Here is a 24,585-nt window from a genome sequence, read left to right on the forward strand (position 1 = left end):
CCAGTTCCAGTCATCTATGCCAACGACCCGGATCGTGGCATCGCAGTGAGCGAGCGCGGCATCCCGCTTCAGCGCTCAAACTCGATCCACGACGACAGCCCGGCGGAACGATATCAGTTCCCGAGCCAATATTTGGGTCGTGTCGAAACCAGCATGGGCGATTGGATCATCGCCGTGACGCTCGGCTATTTTGCGATTGCCAAGGTGAGCGAGGTCATCCCGGATCCCAAAACGCCCGGCATGTACTTCGCGCTGATCTCGTCGTTAGGATTCGATGAGCGGGAGCCGGAGTTGCCGCGGATAGGCGAGCTGGAGCGGGATCAGAAACATTAAGCTCGAAACCAGGTCCTGGTGAAGAACACCGGCGCAGAGCGGCTGGATACCTTCCCCTGGGAAGAGATCTAAGTTCGACGCATGCCGCGCACATTCTGGCGCGGAAAGAGCATGCGCTTTTGAAGCGTGTGCATTTGGTGCCTTCCGGAGGTGCGCCTGCTTCGCCCGTCACTCGACCGCATGGGCACGCGCGGCTTCTTGTAGGGCGAAAGCGATTTCGCGTTCGCTGCGGCCACCGTTGATCTCGATCCGGCTGCCGAAGACGAAGTGCGGAACCGAGCGAACGCCGACTGCAACTGAACGGGCGGCCTCTTGCTCCACGCGTCGCGCCTGAGCGGGGGCAAGAGCGATCGCGCGGGCCTCAGCACCATCAAATCCGTAGCCTGCCGCAATATCGGCGAGCACATCGGCATCGGCGATATTCTTCGCACCGAGGAAGTAGGCTTCGGAGATTGTCACCGCGAGTGCGTGCTGCGTGCCGCGTTCGCGCGCGGCGAGGATGAGCGCGTGGGCAGGCTGGGTGGGGTAGGCCCAGGGTTGGCGGCTGAGGTCGAGGTCCAGGCCAGAGGCGCGAGCCTCAGCTTCGGGCCGCGCAAACGCCGCCTTCGCATCGGTGATGCCATAGCGCGTGCGAAACAGGTCCGGAATGTAAAGCCCCGCGGCCGGCGCGTCGGGTTGCAGCAGGACCGGGTGGTGCTGGATGTCCGTAGCAAGATCGGGAAAGCGTTCCGCCAGTACCTTGTCTAGCCGGTGCTGGCCTATGATGCACCAGGGGCAGGTGATTTCGGTGTAAAGGTCGATTCGCAACATGATGGGTCTCTTCATTAGAAACGGCAGTCACCGCCGCTTTCACGCGTGGTCGGCTATTCCTGGGGCGGCCCGCACAAAGTCGCGATTCGAAATCTGGTCGACGAGGAATCTCGCGAGATTGCCTCGGGAGAGTTTTGTGCTGAGCTTCGTCTTTCCGTACCAGCCGACATCGATGGAGCCATCGGCTGGACCATCCTTGAGGTACGGTATCCTCACCAGCGTCCAGTCAAGGCCTGATCTGCTGATCAGTTCGCCGGTAGCCTTGATGTCGTCATAGGCCTTGTACAGCATGACCTTGATGAGCAGCACCACCGCCCGCGACTTGAGGTCGAAGCCATCCTTGGGATCGCGATAGCTTGACGTGGAGACCTGGATGAGGCGACAGACGGCCAGTTCATCCATGATGGAGATGATGTTCCCGACCCCATGCATCACGGACCTTTTTTCGTTGATCTGGAGGCTATTGGGCCCCAGCGCGCTGATCACCGCGTGGGAACCGCTTACGCACGTTCGGATCGCTTCCAGGTTCTTGAGGTCGCCCTCTACGACCTCGATCTTTCCCTCGAACAAAGAGAGCTTATTGGCATCGCGCGTGTAGACGGACAGACTGTATCCCTGGCTGAGCGCCTCCCGGATAATGTATTGCCCGGTCGGCCCGGTGGCTCCAAAAAGAGAGATTTTCATGTTTGTCCTTATCGATTTTGCCAGCGACCGCCGCCTGATCCATCCAGCGATTTGTTCATGCAGTAGGGACTGTCGTCGCCGTCAGCCACCCACAGCATGAATTTGTTGCGAATAGTTAGGCGGCGCGTTCGAGCACCGTGCGAACCTGCACTTCGGTGGCAGAAATGGCGGCGTTCGCCGCATCCGGACCAAACACCGTCCCTTCGACACGGACGAGTTCGACGTCGGTCAGGCCGATGAAGCCAAGCAAATGCTGCAGATATCCGGTCTGGAAATCGAACGGCGCATAGGATCCTTCAGAGAAAACGCCGCCGGCGGCTGTTACGAGATAGACCTTCTTGCCGGCCAGCAGTCCTTGCGCGCCAGCTTCACCGTAGCTGAAGGTGACGCCGGGCCAGACAACGTGATCGAACCAGGTTTTGAGCTGTGTGGATAGGCCGAAATTGATCATGCCCGAGCCGATGACGATCACGTCGGCGGCCTGGAGTTCCTTAACCAGTGTTTCGGCGAGGCCGACGGCCTCCGCCTGTTCCGGCGTCCGCGTCTCCGGGGGCTGCGTACGGCCATGGATATAGGCCGGGGTGATATGCGGCAGCGGATTCGCCGCAAGGTCGCGGATGGTCAGCGTGCCGCCCGAGCGGGCCTTCAGCCCATCGGCGATCTCGGTGGCGAAACGCGTGGACAGGCCTTCAGCACCGCGCGGACTTGAGGTGAGGACGAGTATGTTGGTCATCGCTTGCTCCTGAACAGCATGAGGTGGTATTCATTTGTGACCAACACTATTAATGTGACTGTTTCACTCTCCGCAAGAAGGCACATTCATGACACTGAGTGACATCGATTTTCCTGGTCCAAGCAAAATCGAGGATTGCCGGCCTGTGCGGGAAATCCTCGACCGCGTCGGCGACAAGTGGAGCCTGTACATTATCACGACGCTCAAGGACGGCCCCGTCCGCTTCAATGACCTCCGACGTAGGATCGGCGGGATCTCCCAGAGAATGCTGACGCTGACGCTGCGTGGACTGGAACGCGACGGGCTAGTGACGCGAACGTTGTTTCCGACCATTCCGCCACGGGTAGACTATGAGTTGACGGAGCTAGGGCGGACACTGCTTGCCCCGGTCATGGGCCTGGTGATGTGGGCGAGCGCCAATCAGGACGTGGTCCAGGCGGCGCGCGTCCGATACGATGAAGCGGACGCGCCCGTCTCTTCCTTCGCAAAGACTTGACTTGAACAATGCCCCGTATCGCAGCGAGAGCATCAGGCTGCCCCGGGATGGTGCTGATGGCTGATGCTCGTGAGGCCCGCAAGCGAACTGTTATAGCACGCCGGGCACGGAATTCGTCCGACCCATCAGACGGGTTCCTCACTCCGGAGCGCCACCGCTGTTGAGGGATTGCCGTATTTGCCGCGCATTCAGCGGTGCCCGGATGTCAAGGTGAATACCCCCTGCGCTCGAAGGAGGTTTGTTCGCATGGAATTCGGACCGATAACCGGGAAACGAGCGACGTAGTCAGGCCGCTCGACGCTCCCAACTCGCAAATGGATCGGGTAGATCGCACCAGAGTTCCGGCGTGAACTTGGTGCTGTCAACGAGACAGGCATCGAGTTCGGCGCGAATCTTCGCCTCGTCCATCGGATCCGCTCCGATGAACACGATCTCCTGGCGGCGATCGCCCCAGATCGGATCGAGATAGGGCTTCATCATCGTCAAGAACCCGGGATCTTGAGGCCAACTGTTTTTCGGAACGGCCGTCCACCAGAGACCCATCTTTCCCGTCCGCACCAATGCTCCGGCCTGGCTGATTTCGCCCACATAGTCAGGGTGGGTCGCGAGCCAGAAGAAGCCCTTGGCTCGGACAACCCCCGGCCATGACCGGTCGATAAAGTCCTGAAAACGCAGCGGGTCGAAGGGCCGCCGCGCGCGATAGACGAAGGAACGGATGCCATATTCCTCCGTTTCCGGCACGTGATCTCTGAAACCGTGCAGTTCCTTGAACCAGAGGGGATGCTGTTCGGCTTTGGCAAAGTCGAAGCGCCCTGTGCCCAAAACGTCATTCGGCTCGACCTTGCCAAAGTCTGCTTCGATCAATTTCGCATCCGGATTAAGCGCAACGATGATCTTACGAGCCGCGTTCAGTTGCTCCGGCGTCGCCATGCTGATCTTGTTGAGTATCACGACATCGGCGAATTCGATCTGTTCCACCAGCAGATCGACGATCGTGCGGTTGTCGCCGTCGCCCGCTGTCTCACCGCGGTCGGCGAGGAAATCTGCTGAGCTGTAGTCTGCAAGGAGATTGGCTGCGTCGGCCACCGTCACCATGGTGTCGAGGCGCGCAACATCGGACAGGCTCAACCCGGTTTCATCGCGGAAGTCGAATGTTGCCGCCACCGGGAGAGGTTCGGCGATCCCTGTCGACTCGATCAACAGATAATCGAAACGGTTTTGCTCGGCGAGCATGCGCACTTCTTTGAGAAGATCGTCCCGCAGAGTGCAGCAAATGCAGCCATTGGTCATTTCGACGAGCTGCTCCTGGGTCCTGGAGAGGTTGGCGCCGCCATCGCGAACGAGCGCGGCATCGATGTTTACGTCGCTCATGTCATTGACGATGATGGCAACTCTCAGACCCTCCCGATTGGAAAGGATGTGGTTGAGCAGCGTTGTTTTGCCGGCTCCGAGAAAGCCGGAGAGAACGGTTACAGGCAGCTTGTTGATCATAAGGACCTCATGTGAATTGGGCTAAGCAACGGCTGGGTGGGGCAGGGCCAGGTAAAGTGCCGCTGGGTTAACGGCAGCCGCTGCAAACGCCATGAATTTCGATCGTGGTTCTCCTGATGCCGAAGCCGGCGCTTCGCGCGTGCTTTATGAGGGATCGTTCGATCTCTTCGTCGTGAAACGCCGCATACTTCGCAGATGGAGAAGCCGGTGATCGCAGCATGAAGGCAGCCATGATCGGCATGCCGACAAACGACAAAGGCGTTCATGCTCTCGACACGATGGATCTTTCCGAAATCGAGCAGTTTATCGAGCGCCCGGTAGACCTGGAGCGGAGCCTTCAATCCATGGCTGCGCAATTCGTCCAGGATGCCATAAGCACTCAGCGGCCCGTCGGCTGCTTCCAGGAAGGACAGGACGAGAGCCTGATTGCGCGTGAGGGGCGGTGTGTTGGCACTCACTTTCGGCATGATCGCCTCGAAATTTTTAGTGAATACGGAGCAGCGATTGCTCCGTATTCGTGGCAGGTTTGATCTCAGTGTGTGGCGCCGGATCCGCCGACCGCAACAATTGCGAATGGCTGCCCCTCGACCCCAATCGTGCGCTCTTCCCTGAGCGTTGCTGCATCGACGACCCGCACGAGTGAGTGCCGCGGATCGGTGATGGCAATTTTCCCATCGGCAACAGCAAGGCGCGGACGCGGATCCCGCCAATGGCCGTCCTTGCTGTAGGGCTCGGTTACCTTCGCTTTGCGCGCAAGCTCGCCCTTGATCACGTCGAGCACGTGCAGGTCGCCGTCTTCCGTGAGGATGTAGGCGTTCCGAATGTTTGCCGGATCGAGCACAAAGTCCACGCGCCGGGTTGGAAGCTCGATGAGCCGATAGGGAGCGTCACCGTCAGCGTCGATCAGCACAACCTTGTCTTCACCATAATTGCCCAGGAAGAACTGCATCGACTTGCCGCCGAGCAGCGTGCCGACGTAGCCTTTGGGGAGCGTTTCCGGGTAAGCCAGCATGTCCAGCTGTGGCCCACCCGCTCCGCCCGGACGCGCTACCAAGACACCTTCCTTGCAGCCGAAAGCCACAAGCCGTGCAGATGTGGCCTCACCATGCAGATCGGTGCATTTGGTTAGATCTCCAACCTGCTTCCCGTCTGCGTCAACAACGCGCAGCCCGATCCTCGGGGGCAGAGTGTCGGGCTTTGTTTCTGCTGTGGTGTCGGGAACCGAGACAAGCACGTACTTGCCCATGGTGACAGCCACGCCATGATGCGGCGCCGTCGCATCGACCGGGCGGATTTCAGCCTTTCCATCCAGGAGATCGCCTTCATCGACGATCTCGGCCTTGCCGCCACGATCGTAGAAGATGATCGCCTCTTCACCGTGCGGAACGACGTGGACCGGCCTCGATCCTTCTAGGGCTACGGGCAAAAGAGCAGGAGCGGAAACCTCCAGATCGCGATGTTCACCGTGATCGGAGAACTCGATACCAGTCTTGATGACATGAACGATGTCGGCGTCGGATTGTGTCGCAAAAACCGTCTGGCCGGACGCGCTCGCTGTCAGCGCCGCATATCCCTTGATGTCGTAGCGGCTGAGTTCCTTGCCGTCGTCGAAATCAATGGCGCGAACGATCGGTTGCGTATGGTCGGCTACGAACAGACGCCAGGCTTCCTTGGTCTCGTGGTCCTCGGCAAAGGCCGGTTGTGCGGCCAGCGCCAGTACTGCCGCTACGGCGCTCAACAGGCGCATTCGGGTGCTTCTCAGGTTCATGTATTTCTTCCTTCTCTTAAACGAACTCTAGGGGCGGCAATTCAGGCTGGGTGGGTGGTCGCACGGCATTGGAGGAAACCGTCGGTAATGATGTCGCGCGGCAGATTGCGGCCGATGAACACGAGCTGCGAAACGCGGTCCTCTTCTTCGCGCCAGGCACGTTGATGGTTGCCTTCCACCAGCATGTGGACGCCCTGAACGACATAACGATCGTCGTCGCTATTGAATGCGAGGATCCCCTTGAGGCGGAGTATGTCCAGGCCGAAGGCCCTTACGGTTGTCTGCAGCCAGGGAAAGAACTTCTCCGGGTCGAGCGGCTCACGAGCAACGAGCGAGAAGCTCGCCACGTGATCGTCGTGTTCGTGCTCGTGTTCCTCATCGAGGAAATCGGGTTCAACCTCCAGAATGCGGGTAAGGTCGAATGCCCGTCGATCGAGGAGACTGGCGACATCCAGTTCGCATCGCTGCGTCCTCAAAATGCTTGCCGTCGGGTTGATCCGGCGAATGCGATCCTCGACCGCTTTCAGGCCCTCCTCTGAGACGAGATCGGTCTTGTTGAGGATGACGGTGTCTGCAAAAGCCAATTGCTCCTTGGCCTCATGGGCACGATCGATCTCACCTAGCAGGTGCTTGGCGTCGACCACAGTGACGATGGAATCGAGGCGCGTTTTGCTGCGCACGTCCTCGTCAACGAAGAACGTCTGAGCGACTGGGGCGGGATCGGCAAGGCCGGTCGTTTCGATCAGAATGCCGTCGAAGCGATCCCGCCGGCGCATCAGAGCTTCAATGATACGGATAAGGTCACCACGAACAGTGCAGCAGATGCAGCCGTTGTTCATTTCGAAGACCTCTTCGTCTGCGTCGACGATGAGATCGTTGTCGATGCCAACTTCCCCGAATTCATTGACGATGACGGCGTATTTCTTGCCGTGCGGCTCCGACAGGATGCGATTGAGGAGCGTGGTTTTTCCCGCGCCGAGATAGCCGGTCAGGACGGTGACGGGAGTGGGGGCGATCTCTTGAGACATGGACTGGGTCCTCACGGTTTTCCGCGATGGTGAGCATCAACGGCTTTGGGTTGTGAAATGTTATTACGTAACTTTCATTTGACGAATGTAATAACGTAACATATGCAGGGGTTGTCAATCCCTGGAATTGCGATGTCTGAACTTTGCCTTGAATTTGAAAACCTGACGCTCGGCTATTCCGGCCACCCCGCAGTGCATCACTTAAGCGGTTCCGTCGCTTGTGGCGGGTTGACCGCGGTGGTTGGCGCGAATGGATCAGGCAAATCCACGCTGATGAAGGGGATTGCCGGCATACTGAAGCCGCTCGGCGGCCGCTGCAAAGCCCGCTACCGGCGACTGGCCTATCTGCCGCAGCAGTCGGAGGTCGACCGGAGCTTTCCTGCCCGTGTCATTGATCTCGTCTCACTTGGCTTCTGGCAACGACACGGCCTCCTCGGACGACCAACCGCGGCCGACAGGGAGGAGCTCGCAACCGTTCTCGAAACCGTTGGCCTCACTGGATTTGAGAAACGACCGCTCGACAGTCTATCAGGCGGACAGTTCCAGCGCGCGCTCTTTGCCCGCGCCATGCTGCAGAACGCCGATCTGATCCTTCTCGACGAACCCTTCAACGCCGTGGATACGCGCACAATGAAGGACCTTGTTGCATTGATAAAGCAGTGGGGTGCGGAAGACCGCGCCGTGCTTTGCGTTCTGCACGATCATTCTCTGGTGCGTGAACATTTCCCTCAGACCATGCTGCTAGCTCGAGAAGTTATCGCTTGGGGCCCGACCAAAGAAGCGCTGACGGCCGAAAACCTCCTCCGCGCCCGGCAATTCCAGGAGGCATGGGACGAAAAGGCGCCCTGGTGCGAACCCGGTCCTCCGAAGGCAGACGGAGGGATTTCTGCGGATATCGAGAAGGTCCGAGCCCATGTTTGAGTCGGTCTTTGGACCTTTTATTCAATACGGCTTCATGCAGCGCGCCGTGATCGGTTCGCTTCTATTGTCGGTGAGCTGCGCACCCGTCGGCGTGTTCCTGATGCTCCGGCGCATGAGTCTCACGGGCGATGCAATGTCGCATGCCATTCTTCCCGGCGCCGCGCTTGGCTTCTTGCTATTCGGGCTCGACATCATCCCCATGACGATTGGCGGACTGATCGTCGGCCTCGTCGTTGCAATGGGCGCCGGAGCCGTCTCCCGCTTCACGATCCAGAAGGAGGATGCCTCAATGGCAGCCTTTTACCTGATCTCCCTGGCACTTGGCGTCCTGCTCGTCTCATGGCGGGGGTCGAGCGTGGATCTAATGCATGTTCTGTTCGGATCCGTGCTTGCGCTGAACAACGCGGCCCTCACGCTGATCGTCATCATCAGTCTGAGCACGATTCTAGCTCTGAGCGTATTCTGGCGGGCCTTGGTGGCTGAATGCCTGGACCCGCTCTTCCTCCGGTCCGTCAGCCGCATCGGTGCCCCCGTCCATTTTCTGTTCTTGACACTCGTCGTCCTCAATCTCGTGGGCGGGTTTCAGGCCCTTGGTACCCTGCTCTCGGTCGGATTGATGATGCTTCCGGCGGCCGCGGCCCGGTTTTGGACCAACCAGGTTCCGCCGATGTGCTTCATCGCTATCGCGATAGCTGCAGCGTCCTCGCTCGCTGGATTGCTTCTGTCCTATCACGCCTCGCTGCCCTCGGGACCTGCGATCATCCTGTCGGCCGGCGCCATCTACATCCTTTCCACTGTCGCCGGACGAAGGGGCGTTTTGCGCAACGCCTTCTCTTCGCGGCGCCACAAAACTGCCTGACCAACAGAAGGAGTTTTCGATGCTCAGGACATTGCGCGTAGCAACCAGTACCAGTCTTCTCACACTTTGCGCCGGTTTCGCCACAACGGCATTGGCGGCCGACTTGAACGTCGTCGCCAGCTTCTCGATCATTGGCGATTTTGCAAGGAATGTCGGTGGTGACCGTGTCCAGGTGAAGACGATCGTCGGCCCTGATGGCGATGCGCATGTCTACGAGCCCCGCCCCACTGATGCCGTCTCGATCGAACAGGCGGATGTTGTCCTGGTCAACGGCCTGCAGTTCGAGGGCTTTATGTCGCGGCTGGTCGACACGAGCGGCACAAAGGCGTCGCTTGTCGAAGTCAGCAACGGGATCGAGCCGCTGAAGACCAGCGAAGAAGACCACGCGGGCGAGAAGGATGAGGATGGCGCGCACGGTGACGATCATGGTCATGGCCACGGAGGGCATCACCACCATGGCGAATTCGACCCGCATGCGTGGCAGTCCGTCAAGAACGCCGAGATCTACGTGAAAAATATCGCAGACGCTTTCTGTGAAGCTGACAAAGCAGGTTGCGCGACCTACACGGCTAATTCCCAAGCCTACATTGCGGCGCTCGCCGAGCTCGACGAGGACGTGAAAGCTTCGATCGAATCGATTCCAGCTGACAAGCGGACGATCATCACCTCGCATGACGCATTCGGTTATTTTGAGCGGGACTACGGACTGAAATTCATCGCGCCGGAAGGCATCTCGACCGAGGCGGATGCTTCGGCGGCCGACGTCGCAAAGCTCATCGATCAGGTCAAGGAAGATAAGGCCTCGGCAATCTTCCTTGAAAACATCACCAATCCGAGGCTGATCGAACAGATCGCCGCAGAAACGGGTCTGGTGGTCGGCGGCACCCTCTACTCGGATGCACTCTCCGGCGAAGAGGGACCTTCTTCGACCTACATCGACATGATCCGCCATAACGTCGACACGTTGAAATCTGCCATCCAGGGTAGCTGAGTGGATGGGGCTCACGCGCGCGAGCGCGAGCCCCTTTTGATGCGACGGATAGCCAACAAGGATTGGTCAGCAATGATCACCGAACTGCTCAAACGTTTGCGAAAGCAGAGGATCGAAGAGGCAGGAATGACAGTGAAAGAGCTTTACCCGCCCGTTCCTGCAACGCTGCTGACCGGCTTTCTCGGATCGGGCAAGACCACTTTGCTGAACGACTTGCTGGTGAACCCGCGCATGAGGAACACGGCCGTGATCGTCAACGAGTTCGGCACAATCCCTGTTGATCACGACCTTGTACAAGCCGGGTCCGAACGCTACTTCCGCACGACAACCGGATGCATCTGTTGCACGGCTACGAGCGATATCCGCGCCTCGCTGTTCGAGCTGCATGGGGCCTTTGACAGAGGCGAGTTCCCTGTTGTTTCGAGGGTCCTGATCGAGACCACAGGCCTCGCCGATCCGGCTCCCATCATCAACAGTCTCGTTCCCGGTGGTGCACCCGCAATGGGATTGCGAGATCATGTCGTAGCGCGGCACTTCTATCTCTCCAACGTCATTACGACCTTTGATGTCATTGCAGGCCGAGAAGCGCTCGGTTCCTTCATCGAGGGCTGGAAGCAGCTCGCCTTTGCAGATCACATAATCCTGACCAAGACCGATATCGCAGAAGAGCGGTTGCCTTGGACGGACGAGTTGAGGAGGCTCAGCCCTACGGCGCGTTTTCATGACAAGCAGGCGCCTGATTTCCGTTTTGACGATCTCATCAGTACACAGGCTTATTCTATTCAGGACAAGGCCGAAGACGTGCAAGGCTGGCTTGCCATGGAAGGTTTAGTCCGGCATGACGATCATCTGCATGATCCAAACCGCCATGGATCTGAGATCGAAGCGCTAAGCCTCGTACATGATCAACCGCTTGATCCTCGCGCCGTCATCACATTTTTGGAGTTGGTGACCAGCAATATAAGCTCCGGGCTTTTGCGGCTCAAAGGCATCTTCGCAACGACTGATGATCCGGAAAGGCCGGTCATCGCACACGCCGTGCAACACCGGCTCTATCCGCTTCATCGCCTCGATCGATGGCCCGGCGAAGACCGTCAGAGCCGCATCGTCCTCATCGGGCGGAACATGCCGCACGAAGAGATACGCAAACTGTTTGAGGTTCTTATACCCCGGAAACACGAGAGGGAGCAGTCATGAGGAGTGCTTTTGCGAACCCGTTCGCCCGCAACAACCCAAATGTCATCGATAGCGCGCGGACGATCAAGCAGTGGGTGCGCGAAGTCCTGGACTTGACTGATGACGACGTCGTTTCGGTCAACGAGCTGGCCTGCTCGCTGCCTGACTGCCCGCCGAAGGAAACCGTCATTCTTGTCATGCGTCCCGGAAAGGAGGCCCTGCAGGTTTCAATCCACAAATCCATTCTGGCGGTCGTTTACATCGACGTCTCTGCAGCCCTTCAGAAATAGCAAGATTCTAGAACACTGATCGGACTTAACTCCGGCGATCTGTTTGCCCCTTTGGTCATCGAGCGCAGATCGTCCACATGGACCACGGGATGCCCCATAATTTCGGCGCGCGGCCGTTGCTGCGGAATGATGATCCGAAATCGCTCAAGTATTTGATCTGCGACCGTTATCAAAGACTTTGCATTTGAACCTCCTCATTGCACCAAACTTCCACGCGGTTCAGCAGCTCCTCCGGCGTCTACCCTCCCGCCAGGCCACCACTGTGAACCGATTACGGTTCTCGTAGATTTGCAAAAATCTTGCAAACCAAGGGGGAAGTGTATGAAGGACGTAGTCGTAATCGGGGCTGGAAAGTCGGTGGTGCGATCGCCCTGATGCTTGCCGAAAACGGGCGATTACACCGTGACCGTAACGGATCGTGACGAGACGCAGTTGGCAAAGTTGGACAGGCATCCGGTGATATCGGGCGCGGTGATCGAAATTGGCGAAAAGGAGGCGCTCGTCGATCTGCTCCGCGGCAAGTTTGCAGTCCTGTCAGCAGCACCGTTCAATCTCACAGGCCAGGTCGCCGCCGCAGCTCTCGAGGCCCCGGTCCATTACTTGGACCTCACGGAAGATGTCGCCAGGACCAAGAAGGTCGAGGAATTGTCGAAGGGGGCCAACGCAGCCTTCATTCCCCAGTGCGGCCTGGCGCCCGGCTTCATCTCGATCGTTGCCAACGATCTTTCCAGACGCTTCGACACGCTGGACAGCGTTCGTATGCGGGTCGGAGCTCTGCCACAGTACCCCTCAAACGCCTTGAACTATAACCTGACCTGGAGCACCGATGGGCTCATAAACGAGTACATCGAGCCATGCGAGGCAATTGTCGAAGGCAAGTTGATCACGGTTCCCGCGATGGAAGAACGTGAGGAATTCTCTCTCGATGGCGTCACCTATGAAGCGTTCACACGTCGAGCGGTCTCGGCACGCTTGCAAAAACGCTTGAAGGCCGCGTGCGCGCACGATGAATTATCGGACCATCCGGTATCCTGGCCATCAAGCCATCATCAAGGCGCTGTTGAATGACCTGAACCTCAAGAACCGCCGCGAGGTGCTGAAGGATCTGTTTGAAACCTGCCGTCCACCATCCAGGATGTCGTCGTGATCTTCGTCACCGTCTGCGGCTGGAACGACGGTCGCTATCTGCAGGAGACCTATGCCAACAAGGTCTATGCGGGAGTCGTCGCGGGCAAGAAAATGAGTGCCATCCAGATCACGACAGCAGCGGGCATCACCACGGTTCTCGATCTGCTCGCCTCAGGAAAGCTCCCCCAAACGGGCTTCGTTCGGCAGGAAGAGGTCGCCCTCGCCGCTTTCCTCGACAACCGTTTGGCCGGGTCTATGACCCGGAGGCGCTTCGGCTGAAGCAGGCCTTTTGGAGCACAACTGGCATTCACGCCCGATGCTTGTGTATCGGGAGTGATCTCCCTGCTGGATTTCACGCGACAGCCCGCCCCCGATCCTATGATAGACATACGCGCCTGTGCTGCATGGCTGGATAAACTTGAGTAGTTTTGGCTAGGCATTCGGGAACACGCTAACTAGAACTGCGCCCGGCCAGGTCGCATAGAAATGTCCTCCCCAGATTCGCCTGTATCGTACTCGAGAACGATACGGACTGGCTGTCCTGTACCGTCCGCAGCGACCCCGCGTCGAATGACCTTGCTCCGAGCGGCAGCGTCCAAGATCTCTGCCTCGGACATGCCCAATGCAGCGATCAAATCCAGAAGGGTCCGCTGGCTTGAATAGCCGAAGCCGGTTTCCTCCCGCAGGTGGTTTTCAAGTCGTAAGCGTTTTTGGCGGCGCTCCCATAGAAAGTGGCCATAGACCGTCACCGCACACAGCCCCGTGAGGATTGCGGCGATGTTCCCGAAAACACCGAGAAGAGCGGCATAGTCCATTGCTGATTACCTTTGAAAATTCGCAACGATCGGACCGGCGCGTCGTTGCATAAACGATCGTCTGTGCAACCGTTGCATAAAAGCGAAAAAACAGAATGCAATCAGACGTCTTAAAGACCCAGCTACGGAGCGTGTTTTACCGGGTCGAGGGTTCAGATCCCTTCAAGGCGAGGGACTGGAGTCGCTACTAAATTTGAAGTTTCAGGACCCAGAAAGATTGATAGGTTACCGGGTACTTGTCTGAGGGCCGACGAAAGCGGCGCATTTACACGGACCAAACAGGATGCGCTTCGCGTTGGAGGCAACTTTGCTGAGCGAAATCGAGGTTACGTATTTTCGCAGTCGCATTGATGACGTCCTGCGGGAGGGGCGGACGACCGCATGGCAGCGCCAGTTTCTCATGGACATGCGCCAGAGGATTGAGCGTTACGGGACGCGTACGCGACTGAGCGAGAAGCAGATGACGACGCTCAGGAAGCTGACAAGGCTTCCGGGCGATGCCGATCTCTCGTTCATCAAACCCATGACCGCGAAGCGAGGATCGCAAACTTATTTGCGGCACCACTGGCAAAGAACCGGTCGCCGTTCGAGTTACAGAGAAATCAAGTTTTTCACGTTGTTGCTGATGATGATTGTACTCTTTGGGGGTCAGGCGGTAACGGACTGGCTGCCGAAGTCCGGTTCCGGTTCCTTTCAAAAGGTAGCACCATCTGCCGGGCTCCAAACCCAATCATTCACGGTTACCGACGGCGACACGATTCGAATGGGTGACGGTACGCGCGTGCGACTTGTCGGCTTCAATACGCCGGAAAAGTTCGAGCCTGAGTGTTCGCGTGAAGCGGCGCTTGGAAACCAGGCGAGCGAGCGCCTGAGACAGCTCGTTGCGTCCGGCACGCCGACAGTGACCAGGGTTGCCTGCTCCTGCAAACCCGGTACGGAAGGCACGGAAAAATGCAATCACGGTCGGAGTTGCGGAACGCTTACGATCGACGGTCGTGATGTCGGCGACATCCTGATCTCCGAAGGGCTGGCGGTCCCGTTTGTGTGCGGCGACACCAGTTGCCCACCGACGCCACGCCCGTGGTGCGGATAGCGCACCCACGTGCTCCAAAGCAACCAGCGCGGGATCTTCCAGTACGAAAACTTAGACCAGGCGATATTTCACAGAGCAACGCTAATTCGCGGTTCGCGAAACGTAGCTCCCATTGACCCAGCCCTGCCGGCCAGACCCATCGCGCACATGCAGCCAACCATTCTCTTGTTCGAGAATGACGAGTGTAATGCCGGTCGCCAGGACGTCGACCAGAAGGTAGTTTGCAGCAGGGCCTTCACGCATGTTCAGGTTCGTGGTCGTAACGCCCGTACCAAGGCCCGTCGGACTGGGATCATTGCTCGGAGACGTTTGCGCCTCCACATCGAAGATCTTCGGGTCTGATTGTATCTCCCTCATCTGCAACGATGGCACAGGGATATCTGGACCGGGTTGTTCGACGTGGTCGGCCGACGAAGCTGGAGGTGTAGCGAGCGCGATCTGAGCAGCAGCGTCGAATGACGCCTTGAACTCACTGTTTATGTCTTTGAATTGCCGTTCGACCAGCCCACTGGAGGTGGTTTGACTTGCCTTTCCTCTTTCAACATTGCCACCATTTGTCTCTGGCGTTCCAGATGAAGTCGATGTTTGGCTTGCCATTCTGTTCGGCGGTCGGGTTGGTTCGCGACGGCTGACCTCGATGGAAGATGAGGCAGTGCGCTCAGGCTTTGCCGACATATTCGCAAGCACGGTTGCCGAGACCGTCATCCCCACAATGATCCAGAAATTTTGGTAGGAGGCCGACATCGATCAGATTGTACCCATGTCAACCTTGAGCTGCTTTAGCCGTTGGTAGGCTTCGATCAGCGCTTGAGGCGGTGACTTTACGAGCGTGCGCGCATCATCTGCCAAACGGCGAAGCTCCTCAGGGGCTCGATGGAGTTCCCTTTCAAGCTCGGTGCGTTTTTTTTCGATTTCGGTTTTGATTTGTTGAATCGCCTGCGGATCCGTCGGAATAGCATTGTTGAAAACGAACTTGCGCTCGATCGAGCGCGCCCACCCCATGATGTCCGTAGCGAGCGACGGTCCGAAGCCGGGGACATTGGTGACAGGGCGCTGCATGACGTCCCAGGCATCTTCGAAGCCAAAGGATGCCAGCGTCGCCTTCCGGCCGGCGCCTATTCGGGGGATCTTCGCTCGCTCGATCAGATGCGATTCCATGTGTTTCTGCATCTGAAGTTGACGCTTCCTTTGCTCAAGCGCCTTCAGTTTTGCTTGCTCCTGCGCAGGCAGCTCCGAGTGAGCTGTTGCGACGCTGAAATAGTGGTTTCTTCTTTCCTCGAACTTCCCGGGTCCGGCATGAGCCATCCACATCTTCCGCTCTGAGTCCCAAGCGGACTGGGCGCTGGCGTGGTCGGCGGCAAATGTTCGCGTTAAATCCAGAGATCGAAGGGTCATGAAGCCAGCGCCGGCGATAAGCGCAGCCCCCCAAAAGCCCTGAACGGAGGTCATCAGGTAGAAACCGATAATCATCGCAACAATGCCCGCTACAGCGGTGACCGTCCTTTCGGAGCGGGCTTGCTGACCGGCCTCGGACACGGTCAGATTCAAGAGTGGCTCTACAATCGCCTCCGGCTCTGGAGGCTTCCCAGGTGCCGGTATGCCACGGATCGCCGTTAGGAGCTGGCCGATATCCATAATCGCGGCAGTGGGCGAGTACTGCGCGACGAACAACGAACGCCCCATCGACCGTTCGATCGAGCACCAGGGGCAGGAAGGGAGGCTACCTGGGTACGAATGGGCCCTGTCGGCGGCGCATGTCTTAAGGCCAGCCTCGACCGACGTGAGCAGGGTCACCCATTCCGACGCGAGCGGGCGGCCATTTGGTTGTTTAGCGGGCAATCGGAAGGCCGCTTCGAATGCCCGGCCCAAGTCCTTTCCAAAATCGTCAAGTGCGGGCACAAAGGGCGGCGGTTCCATCAGTGTTTCCGCGCGGCGCTCGCTATAGGCGAAACGACCTTCTCCAATCGCCTTCCGAATATCCATATCCCCCTTGCCGCGATATCGACCGGCGAAAGGGTGCCGTCCGAGAAACAGCAACTGGAAGAGCAGGACCGCCAGCCCGAAGTTGTCATGGTTGGGCATGCGATCCGTTTTGTCGAGCAGAGCGCCCTGAAGCTCTGGCGGAGTGTATTCCGGAACACCGACCAAACATCGGTAGAGTTTTGATTGCGAACGGAATTGAAACGAGTCGCTGTCGATGAGCGTGACCAGCGCCTTCTCAGACACGAGGACGCCGGAATGGTTGATATCACCGATCACACATCCGGTCGCGTGCACACTTGCGATCGCTCGCGCCAGGTTAATGGCGGCTCTGACGAGAAAGTTCGCGTCGGCGGTGGGAAACTCGGTCTTGCGACTGGCCGGCCCATAGAGATCGTGAACGCTCTTGAACCCGTTCACCTTCTTCATTGTGAAGCCCAGGAAATCACCGCGCTGCGATTTCAGGATGTCGACCGGAAATGCGACGAACGACGTGTTCATATGCAGATGGGCCGAAACCATCGCCTCGACCTTTTCTCGCCGGTCGCCGGCCTTCCCGCGAAGATAAATCTTCGCGACGAGGTCGGGAGCTTCGACGATGTGGTGGACAGCACCCTCTCCACCTTTCGCGAGGAGGCCGCCCAGCGTCAACCGCCGACCATCGGATGAGACGACGACTGTCATGTCCTGACGCCAAGGATGAGCGATTTGTCGTCGTCGGTGCGCTCGCACACGCTCGGACTATCGAGATAGTCTTTCAATGCGGCGGAGAGATCCTTGTCCGGGCCCTCGACGAGTGAACCTTTCAGGGGCGCCAGCATCCGATTAAAAAACGGCGCATGCGCCGATCTGGTAGCTTGTTCAAGCACAAGGCGTTCGATGCCGTCTGAAAACAGCGCGAACTCGTCAATGGCCTCGTCTATCCGGAGGTAGCTGAGCTTCGGTTGTGGATCGTCGGTCACAAATGCTGTCGTCGATGCGTATTCACCATGATAGGGCCAAGAAGGCACCTCCCATTCGTCCGATCCCAGCTTCTTCCACACCGCCGCGCCATCGCCGACATGGATCACGATCGACGTTTGTGGACCTGCGAGTACAGCGACCAAGGTCGACGCGAAGTCCCGAGGCCGCAGCGCCATGGAGTTCGCCCTGGCGTTTACGGCCTCGCGGATCTCATCGAGCCAGTTCCAAACGTCTTCTTCGACCAGTTCTTCAAGAGGCTTCGCAGCCAGAAAGTCTCGGCACGCCCGAAAAAACGAAAGACATACGAGTTTGGATCCGGCTTCTGCGTGTGACGCACTGCCGGCCCCGTCCGAAACGACGGCGGTCATAATCGGACCTTCTGGCCGAATAAAAAGCTTTGCGCCCGCGAAGTCCTGGCACGCGGTGTCGGTCCTCACATGCGAAGTGCCAATGGACCGCGCGCCTGCCCATCGCCAGCTTTTGGTCATGCAATCGATGCCCATCCGTCCGGAGTAGCCGGATTGGCGAGCGGAACCGCATCTCCCGGATTCGAATGGGATACCGAGCCAAGAGAGCTTGAAAGCCAGGAAAACAGATCGCGAAAGCGCAGTTCCTTCAGCGCCAACGGCTGCCGAACCGAGATCTGCGACAGGATTTCCATGTTGGCGCCTTGCACACCGACGGCAAAGAACGAAAATGCCTTCTCGGCTTCGCCCGCCTTCACTGCTGTGGCAGCGGCGTGCCATGCATCCGTTGGCGCGCCATCCGTGATGAGGAAGACCCAGGGCCGATAATACGAAATCCCGTTCTGCTTGTAGGAGTCCTTTCTCTGCCGGAGCATCTCAAGCCCGGTTTCGATCGCGCGGCCCATCGGAGTGTCGCCTTGCGACGAAAGCTCAGACGGGTTCCAGTGATGAACGCCTTGGAAGTCGTTGGCCACCGAGACCGGCCCGAATGTTACAATGCCAACTTCAACCCTCTTGGCAGCCAGGGAGTCCGCGTAGAGCTCGTCCCTGAATTGGACGAGTCCTTCATTCAACTCCTTCAGTGGTGCTCCTCGCATCGAACCTGAGACGTCAAGGAGCAAAAGGCAGGGGCACCGCGGTTCCGGATTATCAACGAACTCGGCACCTTCGAAGGGTTGCTGCTCAAATGGATTGGCCATGGTCTGTTCTTTCAAAAGTCGTTGGAATTGGTGGATCAATTAGTTCGCGACGATGCCGAAAGTGTTGAGCACATCCGGCGTGATTGTTCCGGTGACCTTGAGATTGTAGTCGGTCTGCATCGCGACGAGCGCCTTCTTGCAGGCGGGGCCGACTTGCCCATCGATCAAGCCTTCATAGTAACCATAGGCTGTGAGGGCGGTCTGAACCTGCATAACGATGCGCTTGAATTTCGCGGTATTTCCCGGAAGAGTCTTGAGGGGAGCGGCTGTCACCGGATCAGAAGTGACCGGGTAGGCAGGAGTCGCTGAGACGGTCGGCTGGGTAGCAAATGAACCAGAGGGCGCTGTGTAGACCGTCGAGGGTGCCGTATAGACCGTGGTCGGTGGCGAATACACTGGCGGACGTCTGTACGTGTAGCCGCCGCCGCTGCTCGATCGATGGCTTGAATGTGAACTGTGTGAGCGGTGCGAGCTATGCGATCTATGCCCGGCGAGCGTAAAAACGTGCTTCAGCCTGAGGCTCTCCAACACAGAAGTCCCGGGATCTTTCTTCGAAATTATCTCGCCGAACGGCATCGCATCAGATTTCGATGGCAAAAAACCCGCCACCAGAAGTGACGGGATCATAAACAGGCGAGATTTCATAACGGCCCCAGAGATGCAAACCCCTCTGGATGACTATACCATTGAAAAAAACCACCACAAGTTTTCTTGGCGCGACAATTCAAACAGAAGTCCAGGTACTTTCTCTTCCAGTCCGAGATGGTTGAGGGGGCATAATCCTGATAAGCAGGGGGCACTGAACACAGCGGAAAATTGTAGAGTAATGCCTTGAGACCGCGTGCCGTTACGATGTCGACCGCCCGAGCGATCTGGTCGAAATTGCGGGATGTGTCTCGAAACGTCTCCTTCCAGTTCATCCGAGCATAGCCGATGCGCTCCAGTTGCATGATGGCCCAGACCGTCAAAAAGCTGAGACGGGTGGAGACGTAGTCAGCCAAGGCCGGAAGATCCTGCCAGTTCTGTTGCATGACCACCGTTCGAAGCTCGAGGGAAGCCCCCGCACGCATCAGTATCGAAAGTCCATGCTCGAGCTTGGCGAATGCGCCCGGCTTGCCCACAATCCGGTCATGGTTCTCAGGCGTGGCTGAATAGAGCGGAACGCCCCAGAGCACGCGTGCGTGATCGAGCTGCTGCAGTCGAGTTAGGTCTGCTCGGGAAAAATGCTGAGCGTTGGTCAAGATATGAAAGCCGACGTCGGGGCGCCGCGCCTTCACCTCCTCAAGCATGCAAAAGAGCCGCTCCTTATGAAGCAAGGGCTCGCCGCCCGAAACTCCAATCATTGCGCCGTGCGGGGCAAGCGACGCCGCGACGGTGAACTGCTCGAAGAGATCCGCGTGATACTTCTTGGGAGGCTGCGAGCACATCACGCACAGCTGGTCGCACTGCTCGGTTACCAGAAGCGTATTGTGCGCCGAACCGGCGCGGATGAGGCGGTGCGCCGTTGTTTCGCCTGGCATCATCATCAAAACGTCGCCGTCGATAACCTCATCGGAACCCGCATACACGCCGAAGGAGAATCCATTGAGGTCGTATTCGCGGCGATCTGGCCCGACCTCGGCTAATACCGCGTCATGATGTGACCGCGCAGGCAACCCCGGTCCTTGCAGGCGGACGATCAAGGGCTCGTCGATCGGTAACGGGTCGATCTTCAGGCGGAGGTTGATCATCGATGAACCTTGGCAAGAAGCGGATCGAAGTGAGGTGTGCCGGCCCAAAGCGCCAGCGTCTTTTTGATCTTTGGATCGTCCGAATAGATCATCGCAAAAATCCTGTCGAAGATTGAGGTATGGCGCTGACAGAAGTCGGTCATATGCTTCGGCATATCGATCCGCCCATATCGTGAAATGTCATCGACCAGATCAACCCCGCAGAAGGCTTGATAGGGACAGTGCACGCAGTCAGGATGGAAGTTGTTGAGCGCTTCCGCATTGAGGCGATTGATCGTCTCTGCCGAGATTCCGCTGAAGACATCTCCCATGGACAGATCGAATTGACCGACGCGAGTGACCATCCTTGCTTCATCTGTCGGGTATATCTTGCCGTCATAGTCGATCACGACATAGCTGTGCCCGACGATGTTGGGATTGCGAAGATCGACGTGGCCGTTGTGACCGGACCTTAACACCCGTCGCAGGCAGTGGACGAAGTAGTATTCTTCGACGGGGATCTCAGAGGACCAGTTGTGCTCAACGAGCGCGTCGATGAAGGAGGCGTGATATTTGTTCCAGAGTTCGGCGCTTCCGCGAGCGTCGAACTTCTTTCTCGCAAAGCCTTGGTAGTTTATGGGCCGCAGGTAGATGGATCGAATATCATAGTTGAGAAAGGTCTCGATGACCTCTTGCGGCGAGGGCGCATTGTGCGGGTCGATCGTTGGGAGGGCGGATACCTTTTCCGATCCCAACCGGCTCACCGCGAGATCAAGATTTGAGAAGAATTGGTCCGTCTTGCCTGGCGTGATTGTCCGCTGCTTTTCATGCGTAATGCGATTGCCGTCCAAGGACGTGCTGACAAAGATACCGTCCCCTCCGAGCACGTGCCAGGCTGCGTCGCTGACCTCCTGCAGATTTGTACAGACTACGATCTCGCAGGCATCAAATCGTTGCCTGCAGAAATCACGAATTCTTGTGATGACGTCGAGACGCAAAAGAGGCTCGCCTCCCTGGAACTCGACCTTGATTTTCCTGGCCGAGAGGGAGTCGAGAAATCCGATAACCGCTTCTACTGTGGTGTCGTCCCAATCGAAGCCTCGTGTGGCTTCGTTGACACGCGAAACCTGGCAATAGCCGCAGGCCAGATTACATCTGAGAGTGGGAACCAAGATGACATAATCCATCTCGCGCGGCAGATAGAGCCGTTCAGCAAAACGGTGTTCGAAACCGGAATATGCGAGATCACCGACAGCGTCGTAGGCGTGGCCGTTCCCCTTCAGGAATTCGAGATCACCAGATGTCAATCGATCGTGCGCGTAGCGACGCAAGAAGGCCTGGTCGGATTTGAAGTATCCGCCTGCGTCGTCGGCAAAGAGAAAGTGGCCATCTTGATGCGGCCGGAATTTAAGCGGAACGACCGGCAAATCCCGTCACTCCTTCGATCAGCATCGTCCGAAGCGGCAACGTTTCGCTGTAGATCTTCTGCCGGTAGAGGCAGAACATGAAATCCTGAACGACTGCTGCCATTTGGTCGCCGGAGGTCACCAGTGTCACCGACTGCTCGCTCATGCTCAGATGGACATTCGGATGGAGATAGCGAAACCGAGCAGCGGCATCCGCCAACCAAGGACGCAGTTCGGGTTCGATTGTCAGAATTCTCTCGTAATCTGCAGGGTGCATTGGGGCGCGCCTTGTGGTCAGTTTCGAAGATTTTGGGCGATTGAATTGTAGCAAGACTCCGTGGGTCCGATGTCGCGCTCCAGCAAGGAGATCCATTCACCGTCATCCATGGTCAAGAACTGCATATGGCATTTGAGAGCCTCACCTCTCGCTGACTGCGTGACCAAAAGCCGACTGTCGATCTGATATTTAAGGTCAAGATACTGGGCTGCCTCGTCATCGATGGGAATGCGCGACACCTCGCCGGTCCTGACGCTCGCAACATAGGCGATGGAGCATCCAGTGCCACAGCCCACTTGGATCACTGCATACTCGCCGGCGAAGACCGGGCCGCCGGCCATGCCTTCCGCGATGCGAGTTTGAAAGTTCCGTGCTGAGGCATCCGTGAAATAGGGGGCGTTGATCGGTCCCTTGTAGATGCGATGCGCCGGAAGTTGTGACGGTGAGATGCGCGCAAGCGAAATTCCCCGTGCCACGCCGACTGGGGACATTGCATCTTCCCACACGATTGGTGCGTATCCTACGTCGTAGACGAGCTCGTGCCCCCGTGTAAGCTTCAAATAGTCGATGTCTGCGACTACTGTCGATTCCAGCATCGCCACACTTTCGATATGCCCGTACATGTCTTCACCAAACCGCCGGTTCAAGTCGCCCAGGGACGCTGCGGATATTTTGGAGACGAATGAGGCAATGATGTTTGTTCCCTGGACCTCGTAAGAGCTGACAATAGTCACGCCACCATCCGGTGTAGCCGTTGCGGGGGCGACGCCAGTGAACAGCAATCCCTTGCTGCCGAAACGAGAACGTATCTCAGAAAGACTTGTTTTTCCGAACACGAAATTCCCGAACTGCCCGGAGGCTCCGGGCTCGGGAAGCCGTGGGGTGGCTTCAATTCGGATGATTTTATTTGAACCGTTTTGGTAAGTGGCGGTCACATCGATACCATTGGGGATCGAGAGCTCGACGGTTGTGTATTCGGTCGTGAGGTTTGGCGACGCTCGTTGGTCAGCTTCCAGTTTGGAACCGTCTTCGCCAATCGCATGGCCCGCAATCGTTTGAGAATGGGCCGGGCATAAACTGACGCTTACACCCACGCAGGCCGCCAACGTGACGAATGTAAGGCAGGCGCGTTTAACCGATCCCAAGCTCTTCGATCTCATTGCCTTAAAAGGTCCACACTAAAACGTGCAACATGCTCCGGCAACCTTGATATCTCCGAGATGAACGAATTGTAAGTCGCTCAAGATGAGGTTGCAGCGCAACACCGCTGCCCCTTTCGCCGATTCGACGCCCCGATGATCCGCGGGTACAGTGCTTGTTCTCGTTCTGTGCTAAAAAGATCGCAGAGTGCAACCCTCGGGACACTTCGAACTTCTAAGTGGCCTTCCTTGTTGCTGTCCTCGTCGCCGGCTGTGGTGGACGGAGGTCCTACCGCATGAGACTCATGACGATCCGATCAAACAAGCGATCTCCCAGCCATTTTCGTAACATGATCATCAGTCGGGCATATTTTCCGACGGCATAGCGCGTGCGCGGCTTTCGCGCCTTGATGGCCTTCGACACGACATCGGCGACCACGCTCGGATCGGTGCCGCGACCGTGTCCATAGGCCTCCTTTGTGGACCTGGCGACGTCGTCTGCGAACCTGGCATAAGGCCCATTGCCAGATCTTTTCACGAGACCTTCCACCATCACTTCGCCGAAGCCCGTCTCAATCAGGCCAGGCTCGATGATCACAACCTTGATGCCAAACGGAGCGAGTTCAAGTCTCAGGCAGTCCGACCACCCTTCTAGGGCATGCTTTGTGGCGTGATACCATCCTCCCAGCAGGGTGTAGATCTTGCCACCCATGGAGGTAATGTTGACGATCGTCCCGGACCCGTTTCTTCTCATTGCTGGCAGCAGAAGCTGCGTCAGGCGGGCGGTGCCAAAGAGATTGACCTCAAATTGGTAGCGAGCCTCTTCGATACCGATCTCTTCGATTGGGCCGTAAAGGCCGAAACCGGCATTGTTCACCAGGACGTCGACGCCCTCGGCTTCTTTGAGAATGATCCCGACCGCATCTCTGATCTCGTCATCCCTGGAGAGATCCATGCGTAGCGGCGTCGCTCCGAGGCTTGCCAGATCTTGCATTCTCTCCATCTGGCGTGCGGCCGCATAGACTTGATAGCCTTCCGAAATCAGGCGCTTGGCGATTTCCTTACCCATCCCGGAGGAGGCGCCAGTAACGAGTGCGGTCTTCCTTTGGCTACTGTTCATCCAAAGTCTTTCTCTCTGTAGGGATTGACTGGAAGTGTGGGCCGTGTCGCTGACCGACAGAACCAAGAGAGATGCAGTATGTTCTTTCTTATGCCCGTCGCCCCAGAATTTCACACGATGCTACAGATTATTTCGTAATTCAAAGCAGTAATACCCCTATAAATTAAGTGAAAAACACACAGAGAAGAATTAATAAGTACGATTATTTTA

General features: G+C 57.6%; 24 protein-coding genes and 3 pseudogenes. 9 read left to right on the top strand and 18 right to left on the bottom strand.

What is annotated here, in order from left to right; translation table 11 throughout:
* Positions 1-45: 45 nt before the first annotated feature.
* Positions 46-258: pseudogene (locus QN222_RS18410) on the top strand (restriction endonuclease); the annotation flags it as partial.
* 243 nt (positions 259-501) lie between these two features.
* Here QN222_RS18410 and QN222_RS18415 read toward each other — a convergent pair.
* The 3 genes from QN222_RS18415 to QN222_RS18425 all read right to left on the bottom strand — a co-directional run bounded on the left by QN222_RS18415 (position 502) and on the right by QN222_RS18425 (position 2,560).
* The gene (locus tag QN222_RS18415) at positions 502-1,143 is read right to left on the bottom strand and encodes a DsbA family protein (RefSeq protein ID WP_283964046.1); all 642 of its coding nucleotides are present in this window, start codon (positions 1,141-1,143) and stop codon (positions 502-504) included.
* Positions 1,144-1,182: 39 nt separating this feature from the next.
* On the bottom strand, positions 1,183-1,827 hold the full coding sequence (locus QN222_RS18420) for an NAD(P)H-binding protein (RefSeq protein WP_283964045.1): 645 nt from the start codon (positions 1,825-1,827) through the stop codon (positions 1,183-1,185).
* A gap of 115 nt (positions 1,828-1,942) precedes the next feature.
* A complete protein-coding gene (locus QN222_RS18425; protein ID WP_283964044.1) occupies positions 1,943-2,560 on the bottom strand; it encodes an NAD(P)H-dependent oxidoreductase in 618 nt (205 codons plus the stop codon).
* Positions 2,561-2,648: 88 nt separating this feature from the next.
* Between QN222_RS18425 and QN222_RS18430 the strand changes: the two genes are divergently transcribed.
* Complete coding sequence (locus QN222_RS18430) at positions 2,649-3,056, top strand: helix-turn-helix domain-containing protein (protein ID WP_283964043.1); 408 nt, start codon at positions 2,649-2,651, stop codon at positions 3,054-3,056.
* Positions 3,057-3,341: 285 nt separating this feature from the next.
* On the opposite strand, the gene zigA is transcribed toward QN222_RS18430, so the two are convergent.
* From zigA to QN222_RS18450, 4 genes and pseudogenes are all read right to left on the bottom strand, one after another.
* The gene (zigA, locus tag QN222_RS18435; protein ID WP_283964042.1) at positions 3,342-4,547 is read right to left on the bottom strand and encodes a zinc metallochaperone GTPase ZigA; all 1,206 of its coding nucleotides are present in this window, start codon (positions 4,545-4,547) and stop codon (positions 3,342-3,344) included.
* 67 nt (positions 4,548-4,614) lie between these two features.
* A pseudogene (locus QN222_RS18440) lies at positions 4,615-5,014 on the bottom strand (Fur family transcriptional regulator).
* Between the two features lie 65 nt (positions 5,015-5,079).
* On the bottom strand, positions 5,080-6,315 hold the full coding sequence (gene aztD, locus QN222_RS18445; protein ID WP_283964041.1) for a zinc metallochaperone AztD: 1,236 nt from the start codon (positions 6,313-6,315) through the stop codon (positions 5,080-5,082).
* Between the two features lie 41 nt (positions 6,316-6,356).
* Positions 6,357-7,343 carry a GTP-binding protein gene (locus QN222_RS18450; RefSeq protein ID WP_283964040.1) on the bottom strand — a complete coding sequence of 329 codons (987 nt, stop codon included), beginning with the start codon at positions 7,341-7,343 and terminating at the stop codon, positions 6,357-6,359.
* A gap of 132 nt (positions 7,344-7,475) precedes the next feature.
* On the opposite strand from QN222_RS18450, the gene aztA reads away from it, so the two are divergent.
* The 6 genes and pseudogenes from aztA to QN222_RS18480 all read left to right on the top strand — a co-directional run bounded on the left by aztA (position 7,476) and on the right by QN222_RS18480 (position 12,987).
* Complete coding sequence (gene aztA, locus QN222_RS18455; RefSeq protein WP_283964039.1) at positions 7,476-8,264, top strand: zinc ABC transporter ATP-binding protein AztA; 789 nt, start codon at positions 7,476-7,478, stop codon at positions 8,262-8,264.
* Complete coding sequence (gene aztB, locus QN222_RS18460; protein WP_284005533.1) at positions 8,257-9,123, top strand: zinc ABC transporter permease AztB; 867 nt, start codon at positions 8,257-8,259, stop codon at positions 9,121-9,123. Before aztA ends, aztB begins: the two co-directional genes overlap by 8 nt.
* 19 nt (positions 9,124-9,142) lie before the next feature.
* On the top strand, positions 9,143-10,114 hold the full coding sequence (aztC, locus tag QN222_RS18465; protein ID WP_283964037.1) for a zinc ABC transporter substrate-binding protein AztC: 972 nt from the start codon (positions 9,143-9,145) through the stop codon (positions 10,112-10,114).
* Positions 10,115-10,240: 126 nt separating this feature from the next.
* Positions 10,241-11,311 (top strand): GTP-binding protein, encoded by a 1,071-nt coding sequence (locus tag QN222_RS18470; protein WP_283964052.1) that lies wholly within the window; start codon positions 10,241-10,243, stop codon positions 11,309-11,311.
* Positions 11,308-11,580 (top strand): hypothetical protein, encoded by a 273-nt coding sequence (locus QN222_RS18475; RefSeq protein WP_283964036.1) that lies wholly within the window; start codon positions 11,308-11,310, stop codon positions 11,578-11,580. The genes QN222_RS18470 and QN222_RS18475 overlap by 4 nt, the downstream gene beginning before the upstream one ends.
* 378 nt (positions 11,581-11,958) lie before the next feature.
* Positions 11,959-12,987 (top strand): annotated as a pseudogene (locus tag QN222_RS18480) (saccharopine dehydrogenase family protein).
* A 176-nt stretch (positions 12,988-13,163) separates the two neighbouring features.
* Here QN222_RS18480 and QN222_RS18485 read toward each other — a convergent pair.
* Positions 13,164-13,523, bottom strand: a complete 360-nt coding sequence (locus QN222_RS18485) for a hypothetical protein (RefSeq protein ID WP_283964035.1) — start codon at positions 13,521-13,523, stop codon at positions 13,164-13,166.
* Between the two features lie 307 nt (positions 13,524-13,830).
* Between QN222_RS18485 and QN222_RS18490 the strand changes: the two genes are divergently transcribed.
* Entirely contained in the window at positions 13,831-14,616 is a 786-nt protein-coding gene (locus QN222_RS18490) for a thermonuclease family protein (RefSeq protein WP_283964034.1), read from the top strand.
* Between the two features lie 81 nt (positions 14,617-14,697).
* On the opposite strand, the gene QN222_RS18495 is transcribed toward QN222_RS18490, so the two are convergent.
* The 10 genes from QN222_RS18495 to QN222_RS18540 form a co-directional block, all read right to left on the bottom strand.
* Positions 14,698-15,360, bottom strand: a complete 663-nt coding sequence (locus QN222_RS18495; protein ID WP_283964033.1) for an SH3 domain-containing protein — start codon at positions 15,358-15,360, stop codon at positions 14,698-14,700.
* 3 nt (positions 15,361-15,363) lie between these two features.
* Complete coding sequence (locus QN222_RS18500; RefSeq protein ID WP_283964032.1) at positions 15,364-17,280, bottom strand: protein kinase domain-containing protein; 1,917 nt, start codon at positions 17,278-17,280, stop codon at positions 15,364-15,366.
* Positions 17,277-18,062, bottom strand: coding sequence for a PP2C family serine/threonine-protein phosphatase (locus QN222_RS18505; RefSeq protein ID WP_284005534.1), 786 nt, complete (start codon positions 18,060-18,062; stop codon positions 17,277-17,279). Before QN222_RS18505 ends, QN222_RS18500 begins: the two co-directional genes overlap by 4 nt.
* A complete protein-coding gene (locus QN222_RS18510) occupies positions 18,044-18,724 on the bottom strand; it encodes a VWA domain-containing protein (protein ID WP_283964030.1) in 681 nt (226 codons plus the stop codon). Before QN222_RS18510 ends, QN222_RS18505 begins: the two co-directional genes overlap by 19 nt.
* 39 nt (positions 18,725-18,763) lie before the next feature.
* Positions 18,764-19,369, bottom strand: coding sequence for a His-Xaa-Ser repeat protein HxsA (gene hxsA, locus QN222_RS18515; RefSeq protein ID WP_283964029.1), 606 nt, complete (start codon positions 19,367-19,369; stop codon positions 18,764-18,766).
* Positions 19,366-20,454 (bottom strand): His-Xaa-Ser system radical SAM maturase HxsC, encoded by a 1,089-nt coding sequence (gene hxsC / locus QN222_RS18520; protein WP_283964028.1) that lies wholly within the window; start codon positions 20,452-20,454, stop codon positions 19,366-19,368. The genes hxsA and hxsC overlap by 4 nt, the downstream gene beginning before the upstream one ends.
* Positions 20,451-21,860, bottom strand: a complete 1,410-nt coding sequence (hxsB, locus tag QN222_RS18525) for a His-Xaa-Ser system radical SAM maturase HxsB (RefSeq protein WP_283964027.1) — start codon at positions 21,858-21,860, stop codon at positions 20,451-20,453. Before hxsB ends, hxsC begins: the two co-directional genes overlap by 4 nt.
* Positions 21,841-22,116 carry a hypothetical protein gene (locus tag QN222_RS18530; RefSeq protein ID WP_283964026.1) on the bottom strand — a complete coding sequence of 92 codons (276 nt, stop codon included), beginning with the start codon at positions 22,114-22,116 and terminating at the stop codon, positions 21,841-21,843. Before QN222_RS18530 ends, hxsB begins: the two co-directional genes overlap by 20 nt.
* A gap of 17 nt (positions 22,117-22,133) precedes the next feature.
* A complete protein-coding gene (locus QN222_RS18535; RefSeq protein WP_284005535.1) occupies positions 22,134-23,276 on the bottom strand; it encodes a hypothetical protein in 1,143 nt (380 codons plus the stop codon).
* Between the two features lie 268 nt (positions 23,277-23,544).
* Positions 23,545-24,375 carry an oxidoreductase gene (locus QN222_RS18540; protein WP_283964051.1) on the bottom strand — a complete coding sequence of 277 codons (831 nt, stop codon included), beginning with the start codon at positions 24,373-24,375 and terminating at the stop codon, positions 23,545-23,547.
* Between the last annotated feature and the right edge of the window lie 210 nt (positions 24,376-24,585).

It is taken from the genome of Sinorhizobium sp. 6-70 (assembly GCF_030124375.1).
Classification (GTDB): domain Bacteria; phylum Pseudomonadota; class Alphaproteobacteria; order Rhizobiales; family Rhizobiaceae; genus Sinorhizobium.

Bases quoted from the DNA above. Each gene is read 5' to 3' on its own strand.
- QN222_RS18415 (WP_283964046.1), bottom strand. From the start codon at position 1,143: ATGTTGCGAATCGACCTTTACACCGAAATCACCTGCCCCTGGTGCATC.
- QN222_RS18420 (WP_283964045.1), bottom strand. From the start codon at position 1,827: ATGAAAATCTCTCTTTTTGGAGCCACCGGGCCGACCGGGCAATACATT.
- QN222_RS18425 (WP_283964044.1), bottom strand. From the start codon at position 2,560: ATGACCAACATACTCGTCCTCACCTCAAGTCCGCGCGGTGCTGAAGGC.
- QN222_RS18430 (WP_283964043.1), top strand. From the start codon at position 2,649: ATGACACTGAGTGACATCGATTTTCCTGGTCCAAGCAAAATCGAGGAT.
- zigA (WP_283964042.1), bottom strand. From the start codon at position 4,547: ATGATCAACAAGCTGCCTGTAACCGTTCTCTCCGGCTTTCTCGGAGCC.
- aztD (WP_283964041.1), bottom strand. From the start codon at position 6,315: ATGAACCTGAGAAGCACCCGAATGCGCCTGTTGAGCGCCGTAGCGGCA.
- QN222_RS18450 (WP_283964040.1), bottom strand. From the start codon at position 7,343: ATGTCTCAAGAGATCGCCCCCACTCCCGTCACCGTCCTGACCGGCTAT.
- aztA (WP_283964039.1), top strand. From the start codon at position 7,476: ATGTCTGAACTTTGCCTTGAATTTGAAAACCTGACGCTCGGCTATTCC.
- aztB (WP_284005533.1), top strand. From the start codon at position 8,257: ATGTTTGAGTCGGTCTTTGGACCTTTTATTCAATACGGCTTCATGCAG.
- aztC (WP_283964037.1), top strand. From the start codon at position 9,143: ATGCTCAGGACATTGCGCGTAGCAACCAGTACCAGTCTTCTCACACTT.
- QN222_RS18470 (WP_283964052.1), top strand. From the start codon at position 10,241: ATGACAGTGAAAGAGCTTTACCCGCCCGTTCCTGCAACGCTGCTGACC.
- QN222_RS18475 (WP_283964036.1), top strand. From the start codon at position 11,308: ATGAGGAGTGCTTTTGCGAACCCGTTCGCCCGCAACAACCCAAATGTC.
- QN222_RS18485 (WP_283964035.1), bottom strand. From the start codon at position 13,523: ATGGACTATGCCGCTCTTCTCGGTGTTTTCGGGAACATCGCCGCAATC.
- QN222_RS18495 (WP_283964033.1), bottom strand. From the start codon at position 15,360: ATGTCGGCCTCCTACCAAAATTTCTGGATCATTGTGGGGATGACGGTC.
- QN222_RS18500 (WP_283964032.1), bottom strand. From the start codon at position 17,280: ATGACAGTCGTCGTCTCATCCGATGGTCGGCGGTTGACGCTGGGCGGC.
- QN222_RS18505 (WP_284005534.1), bottom strand. From the start codon at position 18,062: ATGGGCATCGATTGCATGACCAAAAGCTGGCGATGGGCAGGCGCGCGG.
- QN222_RS18510 (WP_283964030.1), bottom strand. From the start codon at position 18,724: ATGGCCAATCCATTTGAGCAGCAACCCTTCGAAGGTGCCGAGTTCGTT.
- hxsA (WP_283964029.1), bottom strand. From the start codon at position 19,369: ATGAAATCTCGCCTGTTTATGATCCCGTCACTTCTGGTGGCGGGTTTT.
- hxsC (WP_283964028.1), bottom strand. From the start codon at position 20,454: ATGATCAACCTCCGCCTGAAGATCGACCCGTTACCGATCGACGAGCCC.
- QN222_RS18530 (WP_283964026.1), bottom strand. From the start codon at position 22,116: ATGCACCCTGCAGATTACGAGAGAATTCTGACAATCGAACCCGAACTG.
- QN222_RS18535 (WP_284005535.1), bottom strand. From the start codon at position 23,276: ATGAGATCGAAGAGCTTGGGATCGGTTAAACGCGCCTGCCTTACATTC.
- QN222_RS18540 (WP_283964051.1), bottom strand. From the start codon at position 24,375: ATGAACAGTAGCCAAAGGAAGACCGCACTCGTTACTGGCGCCTCCTCC.